Source organism: Curtobacterium flaccumfaciens (assembly GCF_004361695.1).
GTDB lineage: Bacteria > Actinomycetota > Actinomycetes > Actinomycetales > Microbacteriaceae > Curtobacterium > Curtobacterium flaccumfaciens_B.
On sequence record NZ_SNVW01000006.1, the window covers coordinates 1 to 16,603 of the forward strand.

The 16,603-nt window shown below is 72.4% G+C and carries 14 protein-coding genes; 5 read left to right on the forward strand and 9 right to left on the reverse strand.

The features are described 5' to 3' along the window. Positions 1–189 precede the first annotated feature (189 nt). From EDF64_RS09910 to EDF64_RS09920, 3 genes are read right to left on the reverse strand one after another with little or no spacing between them, the layout of a single operon-like run. The gene (locus EDF64_RS09910) at positions 190–966 is read right to left on the reverse strand and encodes an IclR family transcriptional regulator (protein ID WP_133519833.1); all 777 of its coding nucleotides are present in this window, start codon (positions 964–966) and stop codon (positions 190–192) included. 26 nt (positions 967–992) lie between these two features. Continuing rightward, positions 993–2,429: a hypothetical protein gene (locus EDF64_RS09915; RefSeq protein ID WP_133519834.1), complete on the reverse strand. Its 1,437-nt coding sequence runs from the start codon at positions 2,427–2,429 to the stop codon at positions 993–995. Positions 2,430–2,475: 46 nt separating this feature from the next. Continuing rightward, positions 2,476–4,719: an FAD-dependent oxidoreductase gene (locus EDF64_RS09920; RefSeq protein WP_133519835.1), complete on the reverse strand. Its 2,244-nt coding sequence runs from the start codon at positions 4,717–4,719 to the stop codon at positions 2,476–2,478. A 109-nt stretch (positions 4,720–4,828) separates the two neighbouring features. Here EDF64_RS09920 and EDF64_RS09925 point away from each other — a divergent pair, with 109 nt between their 5' ends. Both EDF64_RS09925 and EDF64_RS09930 read left to right on the forward strand, forming a co-directional pair. After that, on the forward strand, positions 4,829–6,178 hold the full coding sequence (locus EDF64_RS09925) for an MFS transporter (RefSeq protein ID WP_133519836.1): 1,350 nt from the start codon (positions 4,829–4,831) through the stop codon (positions 6,176–6,178). 159 nt (positions 6,179–6,337) lie between these two features. Then, a complete protein-coding gene (locus tag EDF64_RS09930) occupies positions 6,338–7,855 on the forward strand; it encodes an LCP family protein (RefSeq protein ID WP_133519837.1) in 1,518 nt (505 codons plus the stop codon). Here EDF64_RS09930 and EDF64_RS09935 read toward each other — a convergent pair. Continuing rightward, positions 7,848–8,513 (reverse strand): TetR/AcrR family transcriptional regulator, encoded by a 666-nt coding sequence (locus EDF64_RS09935; protein WP_133519838.1) that lies wholly within the window; start codon positions 8,511–8,513, stop codon positions 7,848–7,850. The genes EDF64_RS09930 and EDF64_RS09935 overlap by 8 nt on opposite strands. A gap of 48 nt (positions 8,514–8,561) precedes the next feature. On the opposite strand from EDF64_RS09935, the gene EDF64_RS09940 reads away from it, so the two are divergent. Next, positions 8,562–9,122 carry a sigma-70 family RNA polymerase sigma factor gene (locus tag EDF64_RS09940; RefSeq protein ID WP_133519839.1) on the forward strand — a complete coding sequence of 187 codons (561 nt, stop codon included), beginning with the start codon at positions 8,562–8,564 and terminating at the stop codon, positions 9,120–9,122. A gap of 25 nt (positions 9,123–9,147) precedes the next feature. Continuing rightward, on the forward strand, positions 9,148–9,930 hold the full coding sequence (locus EDF64_RS09945) for an endonuclease/exonuclease/phosphatase family protein (protein ID WP_133519840.1): 783 nt from the start codon (positions 9,148–9,150) through the stop codon (positions 9,928–9,930). A gap of 70 nt (positions 9,931–10,000) precedes the next feature. Here EDF64_RS09945 and EDF64_RS09950 read toward each other — a convergent pair whose 3' ends face one another. Next, complete coding sequence (locus tag EDF64_RS09950; RefSeq protein WP_133519841.1) at positions 10,001–10,849, reverse strand: hypothetical protein; 849 nt, start codon at positions 10,847–10,849, stop codon at positions 10,001–10,003. Between the two features lie 363 nt (positions 10,850–11,212). Here EDF64_RS09950 and EDF64_RS09955 point away from each other — a divergent pair, with 363 nt between their 5' ends. Beyond that, the gene (locus EDF64_RS09955) at positions 11,213–12,124 is read left to right on the forward strand and encodes an SDR family oxidoreductase (protein ID WP_133519842.1); all 912 of its coding nucleotides are present in this window, start codon (positions 11,213–11,215) and stop codon (positions 12,122–12,124) included. Between the two features lie 112 nt (positions 12,125–12,236). Here the strand turns inward: EDF64_RS09955 and EDF64_RS09960 are convergent, their stop codons facing one another. Genes EDF64_RS09960 through EDF64_RS09975 form a run of 4 tightly spaced genes read right to left on the reverse strand, consistent with a single transcriptional unit; the run spans position 12,237 to position 16,560 of the window. Next, complete coding sequence (locus EDF64_RS09960) at positions 12,237–14,315, reverse strand: iron ABC transporter permease (protein ID WP_133520005.1); 2,079 nt, start codon at positions 14,313–14,315, stop codon at positions 12,237–12,239. A gap of 5 nt (positions 14,316–14,320) precedes the next feature. Further along, the gene (locus EDF64_RS09965) at positions 14,321–15,304 is read right to left on the reverse strand and encodes an ABC transporter substrate-binding protein (RefSeq protein WP_133519843.1); all 984 of its coding nucleotides are present in this window, start codon (positions 15,302–15,304) and stop codon (positions 14,321–14,323) included. Continuing rightward, positions 15,301–16,206 carry an ABC transporter ATP-binding protein gene (locus EDF64_RS09970; RefSeq protein ID WP_208108880.1) on the reverse strand — a complete coding sequence of 302 codons (906 nt, stop codon included), beginning with the start codon at positions 16,204–16,206 and terminating at the stop codon, positions 15,301–15,303. The genes EDF64_RS09965 and EDF64_RS09970 overlap by 4 nt, the downstream gene beginning before the upstream one ends. A gap of 33 nt (positions 16,207–16,239) precedes the next feature. Next, on the reverse strand, positions 16,240–16,560 hold the full coding sequence (locus EDF64_RS09975; protein ID WP_133519844.1) for a hypothetical protein: 321 nt from the start codon (positions 16,558–16,560) through the stop codon (positions 16,240–16,242). Positions 16,561–16,603 lie beyond the last annotated feature (43 nt).

Genomic DNA, 16,603 nt, shown 5'->3' on the forward strand with positions numbered 1-16,603 from the left:
CAGGGCCCCCCCCCCGCCCCGCCCGCGCGCCCCCGGGCCCCCCCGCCCCCCCCCCCCCCCCCCCCCCCGGCGGCGGGGGCCCCCCCCCCCCCCCCCCCCGGGCGGGGGGGGGGGGGGCCCGCGGCCCCCGCGCCTCCAGGCCGTCAGTGCGTCACCGTGCGATCACGCGAGTCGTCAGTGCGTGAGTCGTCAGTGCGCGACGGCGCTGATCATGCCGAGGCCGACGCTGATGCGGTCGGCCACCTCGATGAGGTCCTCGGCGAGGGAGTCCATGTCGCGGTCGCGCAGCTGCGTCACGCGCCCCGAGATCGACAGCGCGGCCACGATGCGCCCCGAGGCGTTCCGGATCGGTGCCGCGATGCAGAACCGGCCGAGCGCGACCTCCTGGTTCTCGACGCACCAGCCGCGCTTCGCCGACGCCTCGAGGTCCGCGGTCAGGGCCTCGTGTGACGTGATCGTGTGGTCGGTGTACCGGGGGAGCACCTCGCCGAGCAGGGCGATCCGCTCCGCCTGCGACATGTCGAGCATGAGCGCCTTGCCGAGCGCCGAGGCGTGCAACGGCTGCCGCATGCCGATCATGGTGTGGGACTTCGGGGCGAGCGAGCCCTCGAAGTGGCAGAGGTAGATGCAGGCCGTGTCGTCCTGCACGCCGACGTTGGCAGTGAGGCCGATGCGGTGCGCGAGGTCCTGCGCCGCCGCCCGGCTCTCGCGGTGGACGGGGTTGTGGTTGAGCCCCTGGCTGGCGAGCTCGAGAACGGCACGGCCGACGGAGTAGCCCTGCGTCTCGGCGTCGCGACGCACGTACTCGAGCGACTCGAGCGTGGCGAGGAGCCGTCCGGTCGTCGAGGTCCCGAGGCCGATCGCCCGCGCGATGTCGGAGGCGCGCATCGCCCCGTCGGCAGCACCGAGCGCGCCGAGGACAGCCGCGGCGCGCTCGATGCTCTGGTTCGGAGGGGTGGTGGCCATCCGCCCATTCTGTCCCGTGGAGTCGATCAGGACACCGTGACACCGGTGACGAACTGGTTCGTCCGGACCTGGGCCGCGGTGAGGGGGACGCCGCCGAGCACGACGTCCTCGAACGCGACGTCCGACACCCCGTGCGTGGCGTCCCATCCGGACAGCGTCACGGGGTCGGCCGCGACGTCGGTGAAGTCGCGGATCGTGATGCCCGTGATCCGACCGCGCTCGTCGCGGTACCCGGTGTCGTTCGAGTACTGCCCCTTGAGGACCTGCAGCACGATCGCCTGCTTGCCGACCGGCTGCGACTCCACGTGGAAGCCGTCCACGGTGACGTCCGAGACCGTCGCCCAGTCCTGCACGTCGAACTTCAGGGCGACCTCCTTCGCGCGGAGCACGTACGACTGCGTGATCGAGATGTCCGTGAAGCGCGAGGTCTCCATCGAGGAGCCGAACCGGACCGGGTTGCCGCCGGTGACGTTCCAGAACGTGGTGTCCGTCGCGTGCAGCCCGCGGGTCTCCGGCTCGCCGTTCGTGGCCGCGTCGAGGGCGTGCCAGCCGAACCCGTCGTCGCCGCTCATCACGAAGTCGTGCTCGACGGTCATGTCCTGCACGCCGTCGGTGTCGATGCCGTCGTTGTTGATGAGCGTGCCCATCAGGTTCATCCAGGACACGTGGATCCCCGAGGAGCGGATGTAGAGGGTCTGCCACCACTGGGCGTTGCGGACGCCGATGCCGGACACCGTGACGTCCGAGCTGTCGTGGAACCGGATCGCCATCGTCTTGTCGGTCCGTGACGTGTCCGACCCGGCGTCGAGGATCCCGCGCCCGAGCACCTGCACCCCGGTGACACCGTCGCCGTCGATGCGGCCGTGGACGAGCGCGCCCGGCGCGAGGTAGACGGTCTGGCCGGACACCGGACGGATCACGCCGGCATCGTGCTCGCCCGGACCGAAGTACAGGACGTTCGGGTCGGTGGCGGACGGCACCGTGGTCTCCGACGGCGTGACGAAGAGGAACAGGGCGCGGACGCCCGGCGTCTCGACGACGAGCGGGTGCGGGTCACGGATGGTGAACGTCACGGTGTCGCCGGACCGGCTGGTGGCGATGGCGAGCGCGCGCGGCGTCACGACGGGTGTGGCCGATGCGGCGAGCCCGGGCATCGTGACGCTGACGGTCGCGGGCCCCGTCCCCTTGGCGAACATCGCGACGTCGTGCGAGGTGCCGCTGACCGACTCGGCCTTGACCGGCACGGCGGTGCCGTTGACCGACACGGTGTGCGCGGTCGCGGTGGGCGACGTCGGGTTGCCGGGGTTCGCCTGGATCGCGGCGGTGCCGGTGGCGGTCGTGGCGGTACCGGTGGTGCTGGTGGTGGCCGCGGCGCCCGACGCGACGGCCGCCGGGCCGACGGCCCCGATGGTGGTGAGTGTGAGCGCGACGGCCGTCGCGATCGTGAACGCGCGCAGGCGCATGGCGATCTCCCTTGATCGGTGGTGGTGCTGCGGATGGTGCGGTCGGTCAGCGGACCGTCACGGCGCTCGCCGTGACGAACGGCGAGCCGTTCGTGGCGGTGACGACGACGCGGAGCGACGCGGTCCGCGTCGGCGCGACGTCGTGCACGCGGTGCCGGTGCCGGTTGTCGGTGACGGTCGCGAGTTCCTGCCACGATCCGTCGACGCACGCCTCGATCCGGTAGTCACGGGCGAGCGTCGGGACGGCGTCCCAGTGGGTGCGGTGGTGGTGCAGGTTGATGAGGTCGGCGTCGACGTCGTCGTTCCACACGATCCGGACCTCGTGCACGTCGACCGGATCGTCCCAGTCGAGCGTGAGGGCGGCCGAGCCGTCGCCGGCCGCGGACGACCACATGTGCGGGCCCCCGAACGGACGCTGGTAGCCGTCGGCCACCCTGGAGGCGCGCCACGCGTCCGACGTGCCAGCTGCGGTGAACGCGAAGGAGCGTCCGCGCAGGGCACGCGCTTCCCAGTCGGTCACGGGCTGGTCGGACTCCTCGGGGATGTGGTCGTCGAACTGCTCGTCGTCGGCCGTGCGGGCGCGGAGCGCCAGGACCCCGTACGGGTGCCCGTCGGTGAGCACCAGGCGGACGCCCGGTGCGCGACGGACGACGACGACCGCGTTGCACGGCTCGTCGGGGCGGAAGGCCAGGTCGACCAGCGCGTCACCGGTTCCGGCGCCCACGGTCGCAGTGTGCGTCGACACGTGCTCGATCGGGGCGTAGTTCTGCGGCTTCCCCGTGGTCCAGAGCTCGATCGTGAGCTCGGTGGCCTCGTCGGCGACGGTGCGGAGGGCGAAGGCCCCGAGCGCGGGGTCGGCGGGCAGGACGACCGCGACGTCCCGGTCGAGCACGAAGGTGTCGTCGGTCGTCCACGGCGTCGTGTCGAGCGCCGTGAGTTCGCTGCTCGCGCTGATCCGCGCGCGCTGCACGAGGTCGGCGCCGTCGACGGCTCGGACCCCGACGAGCGGAGCGTCCTCGCGCAGCAGCGTCTGCTGGAGCATCGCGACGTGGTCGGTGCCGAGCTCGCGCGGCGTGGTGCCGTGCCGGGCGACGAGGTGCGCGGCCGTGCCGGCGGCCTGGCCCTGGGTGGCGCAGGTGGCCATCACCCGCGTGGACCCGAAGGCCACGTGCGAGGCGGAGACGTTCCGGCCGGCGAAGAGCAGGTTCGCGACGTCCGCCGAGTAGAGGGAGCGGAACGGGATGTCGTAGGTGCCGTCGGTGTACCGCTGCTGGGCGCCGGGGGTCTCGGCGTAGACGCCCTCGACGGGGTGCAGGTCGATCGACCACCCGCCGTACGCGACCGTGTCCGGGAAGGTCCGCTGCGACAGCAGGTCCTGCTGCGTGAGGGTGTGGTCGCCGACGAAGCGGCGGTACTCGCGCTTGCCGGGGATCGCGCCGACCCAGTCGAGCGTGAGGGTGTCGGCGTCGAACGACCCGGAGTTCTTGATGTGGTCCCAGACGCCGTACACGACGCCCCAGAGCTCGTCGCGGATGCGCTCGTTCTCGGTGACGGTGTCGAGTTCGCCGCCCCACTCGATCCACCAGTAGTTGCAGCCGTTGTCGCCCGTCGTGATGGCGCGGTTCGCCAGGATCGGGGTCGCCGCCAGGTCGACTGCGATGGACGGCGGCACGAACTTCTCCGGGCGCCCGGTGTCGTGCGTGGAGAAGAAGATCGAGCTGCCGAGCAGTTCGTCGTCGGGCTGCTCGGGTGCCCACTCCTCCCCGTACTCGTCACGACCCTCGCGACCGATCCGGTACGAGGCGCCGGCGAGGGCGCCGACGAGGCCGTCGCCCGTGCAGTCGAGGAACACCGGTGCGGTGAACGTCGTCTCGAGCTCGGAGCCCATGGTCCAGCCGGTGACGCTCGTGATGCGGGTGGCGCCGTCGTCGTCCGTGGTCTGCACGGTCCGGACGTCGGTGTTGAGGTGCAGGTGCACGTTCGGCTCGGCGCGGACGAGGTCGAGCACGACCTGGTCCCAGTAGACCGCGTTGCCCTGCGGGTTCCGGTACTGGTTCTCGAGGAAGAGCTCGCCCATGATCCCGGTCTCGCGGGCGAACCGCTGCGTGCCGTGTGCGGTCGCGCCGACCACCCACACCCGGATCTCGCTCGACGAGTTGCCGCCGAGCACGGGCCGGTTGGTCACGAGGGCGACGCTGGAGCCGAGGCGAGCGGCGGCGACCGCGGCGCTGACGCCGGCGAGACCGCCTCCGACGACCACGACGTCGTGGTGTTCTTCACGGGACTGCATGGCGGCGACGGTATCACCCTATGGTGCCTCTTTCCCACTGTGTGGCAAAGTGTGCCCGACAAGTGCTATCTTCAACGAACTCTCGACAACGAAGTGTGAGGTCACCCCCATGAGCGACGGAACCGGAACGCGCATCAGCGCCGACGCCGCCAGCACCCCAGACGTCCAGGCAGCACTGGGCGACGACGCACGCCGCCAGAGCATGCGGAAGGTGATCGTCGCCGCGGGCGTCGGCCACTTCGTCGAGTGGTTCGACTTCGGCCTGTACGGCACCCTGGCCACCGTCATCTCGCTGTACTTCTTCAAGCAGGGCGATCCGCAGGTGGCGCTGCTCTCCGCGTTCGCGGTGTTCGGCGCCGGCTTCGTGATGCGCCCGCTCGGTGGCCTGTTCTGGGGCTCGCTCGGGGACCGCGTCGGCCGGAAGACCACGCTCGCGACCGTCATCCTCATCACGAGCGGTGCGACCGCGGTGATGGGCATCCTGCCGACGTACCAGAGCGTCGGACTCCTCGCGCCGATCCTGCTCGTCGTGGTCCGCCTCGTGCAGGGCTTCGCGGCCGGTGGTGAGGGAGCGGGCGCCACCACGCTCCTCGCCGAGTTCGCCCCGTCGAACCGACGCGGCTTCGTCACGAGCTTCATCGACGTCTTCGGCTTCGCGGCCTTCATCGTCGGCGGCGGCCTGGTGTTCCTCTTCACGGCGCTCGCGGGTGGCGACGCCCTCGAGTCGTGGGGCTGGCGCGTCCTGTTCCTCATCGCGCTGCCGCTCGGCCTGGTCGGGCTGTACCTCCGGTCGAAGCTCGAGGACACCCCGGAGTTCCGTGCCCTCAAGGCCAAGGGGGAACTCGCGAAGAACCCGCTCCGCCGCTCGTTCCGGACCGGGTGGAAGGCGCTGCTCTTCTGCGTCGGGTTCGTCGTGCTGAAGGCCGTCGGGCACTGGATCCTGCAGACGTTCATGCCGTCCTACCTGCAGGCCGACCTCGGCTACTCGCCGCTCGTGTCGTACGGCGTGGTGGTCATCGGCTTCATCGTGATCGCCGCCCTGGTGCCGTTCTTCGGGCTGCTGTCGGACACGATCGGCCGGAAGCCGGTGATGCTGGCCGGTTGCGCCGGGTTCCTCGTCCTCACCTACCCCACGCTCATGCTCATGGACGCGGGCAACTTCTGGGCCGCGGCCGGGGCGATGATGCTCCTCGGGCTCTTCATGGCGGCGTTCGACGGTGCGGTGAGCGCATCGATGGCGGAGCTGTTCCCGACCGCGATCCGCTACGGCTCGATGGGCATCGCCTACAACATCAGCGTCGCCCTGTTCGGCGGCATCACGCCGTACTTCGCCACCTGGCTCATCAGTGCGACCGGCAACACGTTCGCGCCGGCGTTCTACGTGATGGCGGCGGCGGCGATCACCGGGATCACCGTGCTCCGGGCGCGCGAGACGTACAAGGGGAAGCTGCCGTCCTGAGTCGTCACCACGGGCGGACGGGAGGCGCGGTGCCAGCTGGCACCGCGCCTCCCGTCCGTCGTCCACTGCCGTCTCGACCGCCGCGGGTGTCGGCGGAATCGCGGCCACCTGTCAGGGCCGTCGGATGTCCGCTCCGCGCGCTGCGGTTATGGTTTCGGGGTGAGCAACGAACCCGAGGAGACGACGCGCCGCGCCCGCCGCGGCTTCGTGCCGCCGCGCCACGGCCGCCAGAAGCGACGCTCCGGGGTGGTCTTCCCCGCCGTCGCGGGCGTGCTCACGATGGCGCTGCTGCTCAGCGGTGGCTACGCCGCCTACGCCTACGGCCGGCTCTCGACCGGCGTGACGAAGATCGACGCGATCACCGGGAACACGTCCGACGAGGACGACGTCGACGGTCAGGCGCAGAACATCCTGCTGGTCGGTGACGACCACCGGCCGGACAACGCGACGCCCGAGCAGATGGCGGAGCTGAGCACCGAGTCCGACGGCGGTGCGACGAACACCGACACGATGATCGTGCTGCACATCAACGCGGACGGCTCGCAGGCGACGATGATCTCGTTCCCCCGCGACTCGTACGTCGACATCCCCGGCGTCGGCAAGGGCAAGCTCAACAGCGCCTTCTACTTCGGCACGCTCAACGGCAGGGGCGACACCGGCGGCGCGAAGCTGCTCATCCAGACGATCCAGAACCTCAGCGGCCTGACGATCGACCACTACGTGCGCGTCTCGCTGCTCGGCTTCTACCAGGTCGTCAAGGAGCTCGGTCCGGTCGACGTCTGCCTGAACCAGGCGACCAAGGACCCGTACTCGGGCGTCGACCTGCCGGCGGGCAAGTCCACCCTCGACGCGAAGCAGGCGCTCTCGTTCGTCCGCCAGCGGCACGGCCTGCCGAACGGCGACCTCGACCGCAACGTCCGCCAGCAGTACTTCCTGTCGCAGGAAGCGCGCAAGGTGCTCTCCGCGGGGACGCTGCTCAACCCCGTGAAGATGGGCAACATCCTCGGCGCGGTCGGCGGCTCGATCCAGACCGACACCGACCTGGTCAGCCTCGCCACCCAGCTCCGGAACCTGCGCCCGGGCAACATCCAGTCCGCGACGATCCCGACCCTGGGGACGCCGACCATCTACGTGAACGGCTCCGCCCTGTCCATCGTCGAGGTCGACACCGTGGGACTCCCCGCGTTCGTGCAGGGCCTGATCGGCGAGCCCGAGGAGTACACGAAGGCGACGGCGGCCCAGCCCGCGGCCACGACCGTCACCGTGCTGAACGGCAGCGGGGTCACCGGTGCCGCGGGTGCCGCCGGGCAGGTGCTCACCGCTCGCGGCTTCCAGGTCGGCGCCCCCGGGTCGTCCGACTCCACGAAGGCGACGCAGGTGCAGTACCCCGCCGGGATGGAGGCGCAGGCCAAGGCCGTCGCCGCCGTCGTGCCGGGTGCCCTCCCCGTGCGGAGCACCGCGGTCACGGGCGTCACGCTCGTGCTCGGCTCCGACGGCAAGACCGCCACGCCCGTCCCTGCGGCCGGTGGCGCCGCGTCGACCCCGGCCGACGGGTCCGCCTCCGGTTCGTCGGACGCCGGGGCCGCCGCGAAGCCGTCGCGGTCCGCCTCGTCCGAGCCGAAGCCGTCGTCGACGGACGTCAAGACCTACGGCAAGGACGGCGTCTGCATCAACTGACGCCCGTCGCGGGTGCGTCCGCGACCCGAGCGTCGGTCGCGTGCCGTCGGATCGCCGCGACGGCGGTGTCGAGTCCGATCGCCAGCGGTCGGACGTCCCGCTGGACCTGGGCGAGGAGCAGTCCCCCCTGCAGCGCGACCATCACCCCGGTCGCCAGGGCGTGCGGGTCCGCCGCTGCGTCCAGCAGCCCGCGGTCCCGCATGGCTGCGATGCCGTCGCGGAAGCCCTGCTCCCAGCGGGCGAAGCCGGCGGCGACGAGGTCACGCGCGTCGACGTCCCGCTCCGCGAGTTCGGTGCCGAGGGACCCGAGCGGACAGCCGCCGACGCAGTCCCCGGCGTCGGCGTCGGCCACGGCACGGTCGCGCCAGCGCTGCCAGGCGTCCCACGTCGTGAGGTCGCCGTAGTCCGGCCCCTGGTGCGCGATGATCGCGTCGGTCTGCTGCCGGACGACGTCGCGGACGAGCTCGCCCTTGTCGGCGAAGTAGTGGTACATCTGCGACCGTCCGACGGTGGCGGCCGCGCCGATGTCGTCGAGCGTGGTGCCGGCGACGCCCCGGGTGAGCATGAGATCGGCCGCGGTCGTCACGATCCGGTTGCGCGTCGCCAGTCCTTTCGGCGTCGTGCGTCGAAGGGTCTTCGGGGCGTGTTCGGGGCGCATGCTCAGAGTGTACTTGCGAGTACATTCTGCTCATGTGACATTCTCCCCATGGACGATGCCCTCCTCGCTCGGCGCGACGAAGAACGCGCCCTCCTGCTCGCCGTCGCGGTCGGCGACCGACGAGCCTTCGAGCGCCTGTACGTGCGCTTCCGCCCCCTGGTCGAGCGGTACGTCCGGCACCAGCTCGTCGACCCCTGGCAGGCGGAGGAGGTCGTGCAGGACGTCTTCCTCGAGATCTGGCAGATCGCGGACCGGTTCGACCCGCAGCACGCCGCCATCGCCTGGATCCGGACGATCGCCCAGCGTCGCGCGATCGACCGCGTGCGGAAGAGCAGCGCCGACCGTGACCGCGACCTGCGGATCGGCGCGCGGGACCACGAGCCGGTCGACCACGCCGGCACGGAACGGGCCGAGAGCGTCCTCGAGCGTGCCGAGCTCCACCGGGCGGTCGCCGCACTGCCCGTTCGACAGCGCGAGGCCGTGGCCCTGCGCTACCTGGTCGGCATGACCGGACCGGAGGTCGCGACGTCGCTCGGTGTGCCGGTCGGCACCGCGAAGACCCGTGCACGGGACGGCGTCACCGCACTGCGGCGGGTCATGGTCCCGTGATGCCGTCGGTCAGTACGGTCGAGGGGTGAGCAACGCAGCGCGGCCGATCACCCTCATGACCTACAACATCAAGAACCCGGACCCCGCGCACGACTGGCCGGCCCGACTGCCGGTGCTGCTCGACATCGTCCGGCGGCACGACCCCGACCTGCTGTGCGTGCAGGAGGCCTTCGACCACCAGATGGACGACCTCCGCGCCGGGCTCCCCGACCACGTCGACGTCGGACAGGGACGCGAGGGTGGGACGGCCGGTGAGCACGCCGCGGTGTTCTTCCGTCGCAGCCGCTTCCGGCCGGCCGACGAGGGCACGTTCTGGCTGTCGGACACCCCTGACGAACCGGTCTCGAACACCTGGGGCAGCGTGTTCCCGCGGGTCGCGAACCACGCCCGGTTCCTCGACGTCGACGGGCCGGCGTTCACCCTGCTCACCACGCACCTCGACCACGAGGTGGGGCCGCACGGCGACGAGGTCCGCGCCAAGAGCGCTGCGCTCATCGCCGAGCGGCTGCGCGGCACCGACGGACCGGTGATCGTGGCGGGCGACTGCAACGAGCCGGCCGGGGCGGGTGCGGCGTCGCGGGTGCTCACGGACGCGGGGTTCGACGACGCCTGGGTCCTCGCGGGGGACCCCGCGGACCGGACCGCGACGTTCAACGACTGGCAGCCGCCGCTGGACTCGGGGGAGCGGATCGACTGGGTGTTCACGCGGGGGATCGCCGGCGTGGACCGTGTCGTGATCGACCACGATGGACCGGAGACCTGGTTCGCGAGCGACCACTTCCCGGTGGTGGCGACGCTGCGGGTCTGACCGGTCTGCGCAGCCTCCGGCGGGGCCGGGCACGCCGGGGCCTGCGGGGCAGGTCCGGACGGGTCCGGTGTCAGCAGGTGCGCTGGGCGTGGACCGGCATCGGCGAGCCGAGCACCGTGACCGTGGTGTCGTCGGTCAGGGCGGAGACGCCGTTCGTGCCGCGCTCGACCTCGGAGTCGTCGTCCGCGGTCGCACCCGACGCGTGGCCGTCTGCTGCGCCGTCGTCCGTCGCGTGGCCGTCTGCCGCGTCGTCGCCCGCCGCGTGGTCGTCCGCCGAGCCGTCGGTCCGGGGTTCGTCGGGCGTGTTCCAGCCCGCGCCGAGCAGGAGCTGCCACGCCTTGGTGTCGTCGGACCCGTAGGAGACCCGTTCGGACTTCGGGGCGTCGGCGATGGCGTCCTCGATGTCGTCTCCGACCTGCACGCCGCCCGGCCCGCTCAGCTCGACGTCGACACCGGAGCGCGTGCGCACGGCATCGCGGAGGATGCGGATCTCGACGGCGTTGCCGGCCCGGGCGGGCGTCGACAGCGCGGCGACGCGGACCGCTCCGCCCCAGGTGTACGTGGTGCCGGCCGGGAAGCACGCCCCGCCGTCGCCCTCGGCGGTCTGCGTGCGCGAGGGTGTGCCGAGCAGGCGGTTCAGCAGCGACACCGTGGTGACGGAGTCGCGCATCGAGACCTCGGTCACGGTCTTCGAGCCCTTCCGGAACACGAGCGACTCGGCGTCGAGCTCGATGGCGTCGACGCGCTTGAGCTTCGCGGTGCTGACCCGCACGGGCTGCTCGTGCGCCGAGACGTCGGCGGGGAGCTCGGCCGCCGCCGCGGACGCTGGACCGGTTCCGGGGGTGCCGCCGACGACGATCGTGCCGGCCACGAAGGCCAGCACGGCGGCGCTCGACGCCAGGACGGTCCGGAAGGTCACCAGACGACGGTACGACGCTGCGACCGGTTGGACGACGGGTGTTACCGAATCGGGGCCGGGTCGTCACCGGACCGTGACATTCGCCGGCGGGCCACGCGGACCCGGCCACCCACCGGCGGCGAGGTGTCTGCGGGGCGCGTGGCGTGCCTCCAGGCCCGGTCCCGCCCGGCGGTCGACGCAAGCCGGTCTGCGCGCCGACGGACGACGCAGGCCCGGTCCCGCCCTGCGGTCGACGCAAGCCGGTCTGCGCGCCGACGGACGACGCAGGCCCGGTCCCGCCCTGCGGACGACGCAGGCCGGTCCGCGCGCCGGGGGACAGGCTGCTGGACGGCCCGTGGTGACCCCCTGCGTACCGTCGGGGACATGACGGACCAGCAGATCGACCAGTACGCAATGCAGGACCCGACGAAGATGTACGCCGACAAGAAGCCCGACGAGCAGTACCTCGAGGGTGCCGGCACCGACGCCGAGATGGCGGAGAACGTCCCCGCCGACCACGGCGAGGACACCTACCGCGGCTCCGGACGACTCGAGGGCCGCAAGGCGCTCGTCACCGGCGGCGACTCGGGGATCGGCGCCGCCGTGGCCATCGCCTACGCCCGCGAGGGCGCCGACGTCGCCATCTCGTACCTGCCCGAGGAGCAGGAGGACGCCGACCGCATCGTCGCGCTCATCGAGGCAGCCGGTCGCAAGGCCGTCGCGCTGCCCGGCGACATCACGTCGCTCGCGGTCTGCGAGCAGATCGTCGCCGACACCGTCGCCCAGCTCGGCGGGCTCGACATCCTGGTGAACAACGCCGGCAAGCAGCAGAACGTCTCCTCGATCGAGGACATCTCCGACGAGGAGTTCGACGAGACCTTCAAGACGAACGTCTACGCGACGTTCCGGATCACGAAGGCCGCCGTGCCGCACCTCGCGCCCGGCTCCACGATCATCAACACCACGTCGATCCAGGCGTACGCGCCGTCGCCGCACCTGGTGCACTACGCGGCCACGAAGGCGACCGTGAACAACCTGGCGAAGGGCCTCGCGGCGCAGCTCGCGCCGAAGGGGATCCGCGTGAACGCCGTCGCACCGGGTCCGATCTGGACGCCGCTGCAGCCGGCCGGCGGTCAGCCGCCGGAGGCCCTGCCGTCCGCGGGCGAGCAGACCTACCTGGGCCGCTGGGGCCAGCCCGCCGAGCTCGCGCCGGCCTACGTGTTCCTGGCGAGCGGAGAGTCGTCGTACGTCGTCGGCGAGACGCTGCACGTCGACGGCGGGATGCCGACGCCGTAGGGCTCCCCGGACGGGCGTCTGACGGGAGGCGCGGTGCCGGTGGGCGCCGCGCCTCCCGTCGTGCGCGTGGCCGGGCTCGCGGGCCGCGGTCGCGCCGGTGGTCCGAGGCGCGTCAGCGGGACGCGCGCGGGGTCCGCAGCAGCAGCCAGATGAAGTACGGCGTCCCCACCACGGCGGTGAGGATGCCCGCGCCGAGCTGTGCCGGCGCGATCACCGTGCGGCCGAGCAGGTCGCCGAGGCAGACGAGCAGCGCGCCGAGCACCACCGCGACCGGCACGACCCGGGCGTGCGCGCGGCCGACCAGCGACCGCGCGAGGTGCGGCGCGACCAGCCCGACGAACCCGATCGTGCCGACCGCGGCGATCGCGGTCGCGGTCAGCAGCACCGAGAGCGCCAGGAACCCGAGCCGGGTACGGCCGAGCGGGACGCCGAGCAGGCGCGGTGTGTCCTCGTCGAGGGAGACCAGGTCGAGTTCGCGGGTGCGCGTGGTGACGAGCACGAGCGACACCGCCAGGACGATCGCGACCGGCAGTGAGTCCTGCCAGGTGCGGCCGTACGTGGAGCCCGACAGCCAGGTCAGCGCCTTGTTCGCGTTGAACGGGTCCGTGACGACGATGAGCAGGCTGATCAGGGCCGTCAGACCCGCCGAGACGCCGACACCGACCAGGACGAGCCGGTTCTGCCGGAAGCCGCCACGGGCCGCGAAGCCGAACACGACCAGCGCGGCGACCGCTGCGCCGACGAACGCGGCCCCGGCGACGGACCAGCTCGTCGCCGCCGGGACGAGCGTCACGACGAGCACGGCACCGAGACCGGCACCGCTCGAGACGCCGAGGACCCCGGGGTCGGCGAGCGGGTTGCGCGTCACACCCTGCACGAGGGTGCCGGCGAGGGCCAGCGCGGCCCCCGCGAGCAGCGCCGCCGAGACCCGGGGCACGCGGGTGTCGAGGATGAACGAGATCGCCTGGTTCGCCCGGCCGGTCAGCCAGTTCGTCACGTCACCGAGCAGGAGCTTCGCGTCGCCGAGCAGGACGGAGGCGATCACGACGCCCACGAGCACCGCCACGAGCACCACAACGGTGACGGCCACGGTGGTGCGGCCCGGGATCCGGTGCACCTCGAGGGGCGTGGTCTGCCCGGCGTCGCGGGCGCGGACGGCCAGCACCACGAGGAAGACCGCACCGAGGACGCTCGTCACGACCCCCGTCGGCACCGAGACGGCCCGATCGCCGGTGACCACGGCGCGGAGCAGCACGTCGGCCGCCAGCACGATGCCGGCGCCGACGAGCCCGGCGACGAGGAACATCGCCCACGAGCGGTGCAGCGACGGGAAGCGTCGGGCGAGCGGACGGACCAGGGCGGGTGCGCACAGGCCGACGAAGCCGATCGGGCCCGCGATGGTGACCGCCGCGGCCGAGAGCAGCACGGCGAGCACGACGGCGACGATCCGGGTGCCGCGGACCGGCACGCCGAGTCCGCGCGCGGCGTCGTCGCCGAGCGCGAGGACGTCGACGCGGTGCGAGAGCAGGACGAACCCGACGACGCCGACGGCCAGCACGGGGAGCATCGGCACGACCGTGGCGAACCCGTTCTGCGCGATGCCGCCCTGGTTCCACGCGTAGAGGCCCTGGGTCTGCTGCGGGAACAGCAGGATGAGCGCCTGGGTGATCGACCCGAGGCCGAGCGCGAGGGCGGTGCCGGCCAGGACGAGCCGGACCGTGCCGCTGCCGAGCCCGGACAGCGCGAGCACGAGTGCGGCGGCGCCGAGGCCGCCGAGGAACGCGACGGCACCCTGCGCGACGACCGGCAGACCGACACCCGCGACCGACACGACGCCGAGCGCCAGGTACGCGCCGGCGTTCACGGCGAGGGTGTCGGGTGCCGCGAGGACGTTCCGGCTGACCGCCTGCATCGCGGCGCCCGCCACCCCGAGCGCGAAGCCGACGAGCAGCCCCGCGGCCGCACGGGGGAACCGCGACGCGGCGACGACCGACGCGTCGGAGCGGTCCGCCTGCCCGAGCACCGCCTTCCAGACGTCGGCCGCCCCGACGTGCGCGGTGCCCTGCGTCACGTCGACCGCCGCGAGCACCGCGACGAGCACGATGCCGCCGACCAGCAGGGCGACGCCGAGCGCGGGCCGGACGACGATGCTGCGTCGCCCGGCCCGCGCCGGTGCCGTCGTGGTGTCGATGACCGCTACTTCGTGAGCGCGGCGACGGTGGCGTCGATGTACGCCTCCATCGAGCCGGGACCGCCGAACATCCAGATGCCGTCGGCGAGACGGTGCACGTCGCCGTCCTGCACGAAGGGCAGGCCCTTCCAGACCGCGTTCGAGGCGAGGGTCTTCGCGAACACGTCGTCGCCGTCCACGTCGTTGCCGATGTACAGGAACTCGGTGTCGTCGGGCAGGCCGGTCAGGCCCTCGACGTCGGTCGAGCCGAGTCCGTAGGCGGCGTCGCCCTTCACGTCGGTCGACGCCCACGCGTCCTTCAGGCCGAGTTCCCCGTTGATCGTCCCGATGAGCGACGAACTCGTGTACGGACGGATCGTGACCTGGTTCGACAGCACGTAGGCGTCGGCGAACGCCACCTCGGTGCCGTCCTTGCCGGCCTTCGCGAGCTGCTCCTTGCCGTCGGCGATCGCGTCCTCGAGGCCGTTCCAGACCGACTTCGCCTTCGCGGTGGTGCCGGTGGCCTCGGCGATGAGGTCGAGCGTCGCCTTGGTCGTGCCGAGCTGGTCGCTGCCCTTCGCCGAGGAGACGACGATCGTCGGCGCGATCTTCCGGAGCTGCGCGACGACGGAGTCCTTCAGGTCGTCGGTGGCCACGATGAGGTCCGGGGCGATCGACGCGATGGTGTCCGTGCTCGGCTCACCGCGGGTCCCGATGTCCTTCGGCTTGCCCGTCAGCGGCACGGCCGAGTCCCACGCGGAGTAGCCCTTCACGTCGGCGACACCGGCGGGCGAGACACCGAGGGTCTCGAGGTCCTCGACGACGTTCCACTCGGTGCCGACGACCTTCTTCGCCGGACCGTCGAGCGTGACCTTCGTGCCGGTCGCGTCGGTCACGGTGATGCGCGACGCCGAGGACGTCTCGTCGGAGGCCGCCTGCGTCGAGCCGCACGCGGTCAGGCCGAGGGCAGCGGTGGCGGCGATGGCGGTGGCGGCGAGGAGTCGTCTCATGAGCTGGCGTGGAGCCTTTCGATGGTGTGGTGCGCGCCGGTGTCGGACGCGGTCCGGGTGTGGTGCCGACCGATCGCGCGGGTGCGCAGCCGGCCGGTGGAGGGGTCGTGGTCGACGTCGACGCGGATGCCGTAGACGTCGGTGAGGCGGTCCGACTCGAGGACCTCCTCGGGGGAGCCGTCGGCGACGACGACCCCGGCGCGGAGCAGGACGACGCGGTCGGCGACGGCGGCGGCCTGGTCGAGGTCGTGCAGGACCACGCCGACGGCGATGCCCCGCTCGTCGGCGAGGTCGCGGACCAGGTCGAGCAGCTCCACCTGGTAGCGGAGGTCGAGGTAGGTGGTCGGCTCGTCGAGCAGCAGGACGCCGGTCTCCTGCGCCAGGCAGCTGGCCAGCCAGACGCGCTGGAGCTGGCCGCCGGAGAGTTCGTCGGCGGGTCGGTCGGCGAGCGGCGTGAGCCCCGTGACGTCGAGGGCGTGCGCGACGGCAGCGGCGCCGTCGGGGTCCTGGCCGCCGAAGCGCGAGCGGTACGGGTAGCGACCGAAGGTCACGAGGTCGCGGACGCGCAGCCCGCCGGGGACCGGCCGGCCCTGGGTGAGCAGGGCGACCTGGCGGGCGAAGGCCTTGGGGGAGAGGGCGAGTCCGTCGAGGTCCGCGCCGGCGTCACCGACGGCGCCTTCTGCGCCGGCGTGGTCGTCCTCGCCGGCGACGCCCCGCAGGGTCACGTCGCCGGACCGCGGGGCCTGGAGGCGCGCGATGGTCCGCAGGAGCGTGGACTTCCCGGAGCCGTTCGGTCCGACCAGCGCGGTCACCTTCCCGGCGACGAGCTCCAGGGAGGCAGCGTGCACGACGGGGTCGCCGTGGTACCCCACGGTGACGGAACGCGCATCAAGATCGACCACGAGGTAAGGGTAGCCTCACCTTTCCTCGAATCCCTAACGTGTGACGGTTCCTGCCGCGAGCCGCTCGAGGAGCTCGCGGGCGGAGAGTGCCGCGGCCAGCTCGACCTCGACCGGGTTGATCCCGACGGCCCGCTCGAACTCGCGCCGACGTGCCTGGTCGGCGATCGGGACCTCGGGGCGCTGCGGCAGCACGGCGATCGCTCGCGCGGCGGCGTCGAACGCACCGGCCGGCCGGCCGAGCTGCTCCCACATCGTCCGGACGTCGTGCGCGACCTGGTCCGGGTCGCCGCCGAACTCGAACCCGGCCGAGGCCATGGTCGCCAGTCCCTGTGCGGTGGGGTCGTTCGGGGTCATCCCGGCATCGTCACACGGATCGCCGCGAGTGTCCTGCGAGATC

Excerpts from the sequence above, each read along its gene's own strand:
- EDF64_RS09975 (WP_133519844.1), bottom strand. The coding sequence starts at position 16,560 with ATGACCCCGAACGACCCCACCGCACAGGGACTGGCGACCATGGCCTCG.
- EDF64_RS09940 (WP_133519839.1), top strand. The coding sequence starts at position 8,562 with ATGGACGATGCCCTCCTCGCTCGGCGCGACGAAGAACGCGCCCTCCTG.
- EDF64_RS09910 (WP_133519833.1), bottom strand. The coding sequence starts at position 966 with ATGGCCACCACCCCTCCGAACCAGAGCATCGAGCGCGCCGCGGCTGTC.
- EDF64_RS09915 (WP_133519834.1), bottom strand. The coding sequence starts at position 2,429 with ATGCGCCTGCGCGCGTTCACGATCGCGACGGCCGTCGCGCTCACACTC.
- EDF64_RS09965 (WP_133519843.1), bottom strand. The coding sequence starts at position 15,304 with ATGAGACGACTCCTCGCCGCCACCGCCATCGCCGCCACCGCTGCCCTC.
- EDF64_RS09920 (WP_133519835.1), bottom strand. The coding sequence starts at position 4,719 with ATGCAGTCCCGTGAAGAACACCACGACGTCGTGGTCGTCGGAGGCGGT.
- EDF64_RS09955 (WP_133519842.1), top strand. The coding sequence starts at position 11,213 with ATGACGGACCAGCAGATCGACCAGTACGCAATGCAGGACCCGACGAAG.
- EDF64_RS09925 (WP_133519836.1), top strand. The coding sequence starts at position 4,829 with ATGAGCGACGGAACCGGAACGCGCATCAGCGCCGACGCCGCCAGCACC.
- EDF64_RS09935 (WP_133519838.1), bottom strand. The coding sequence starts at position 8,513 with ATGCGCCCCGAACACGCCCCGAAGACCCTTCGACGCACGACGCCGAAA.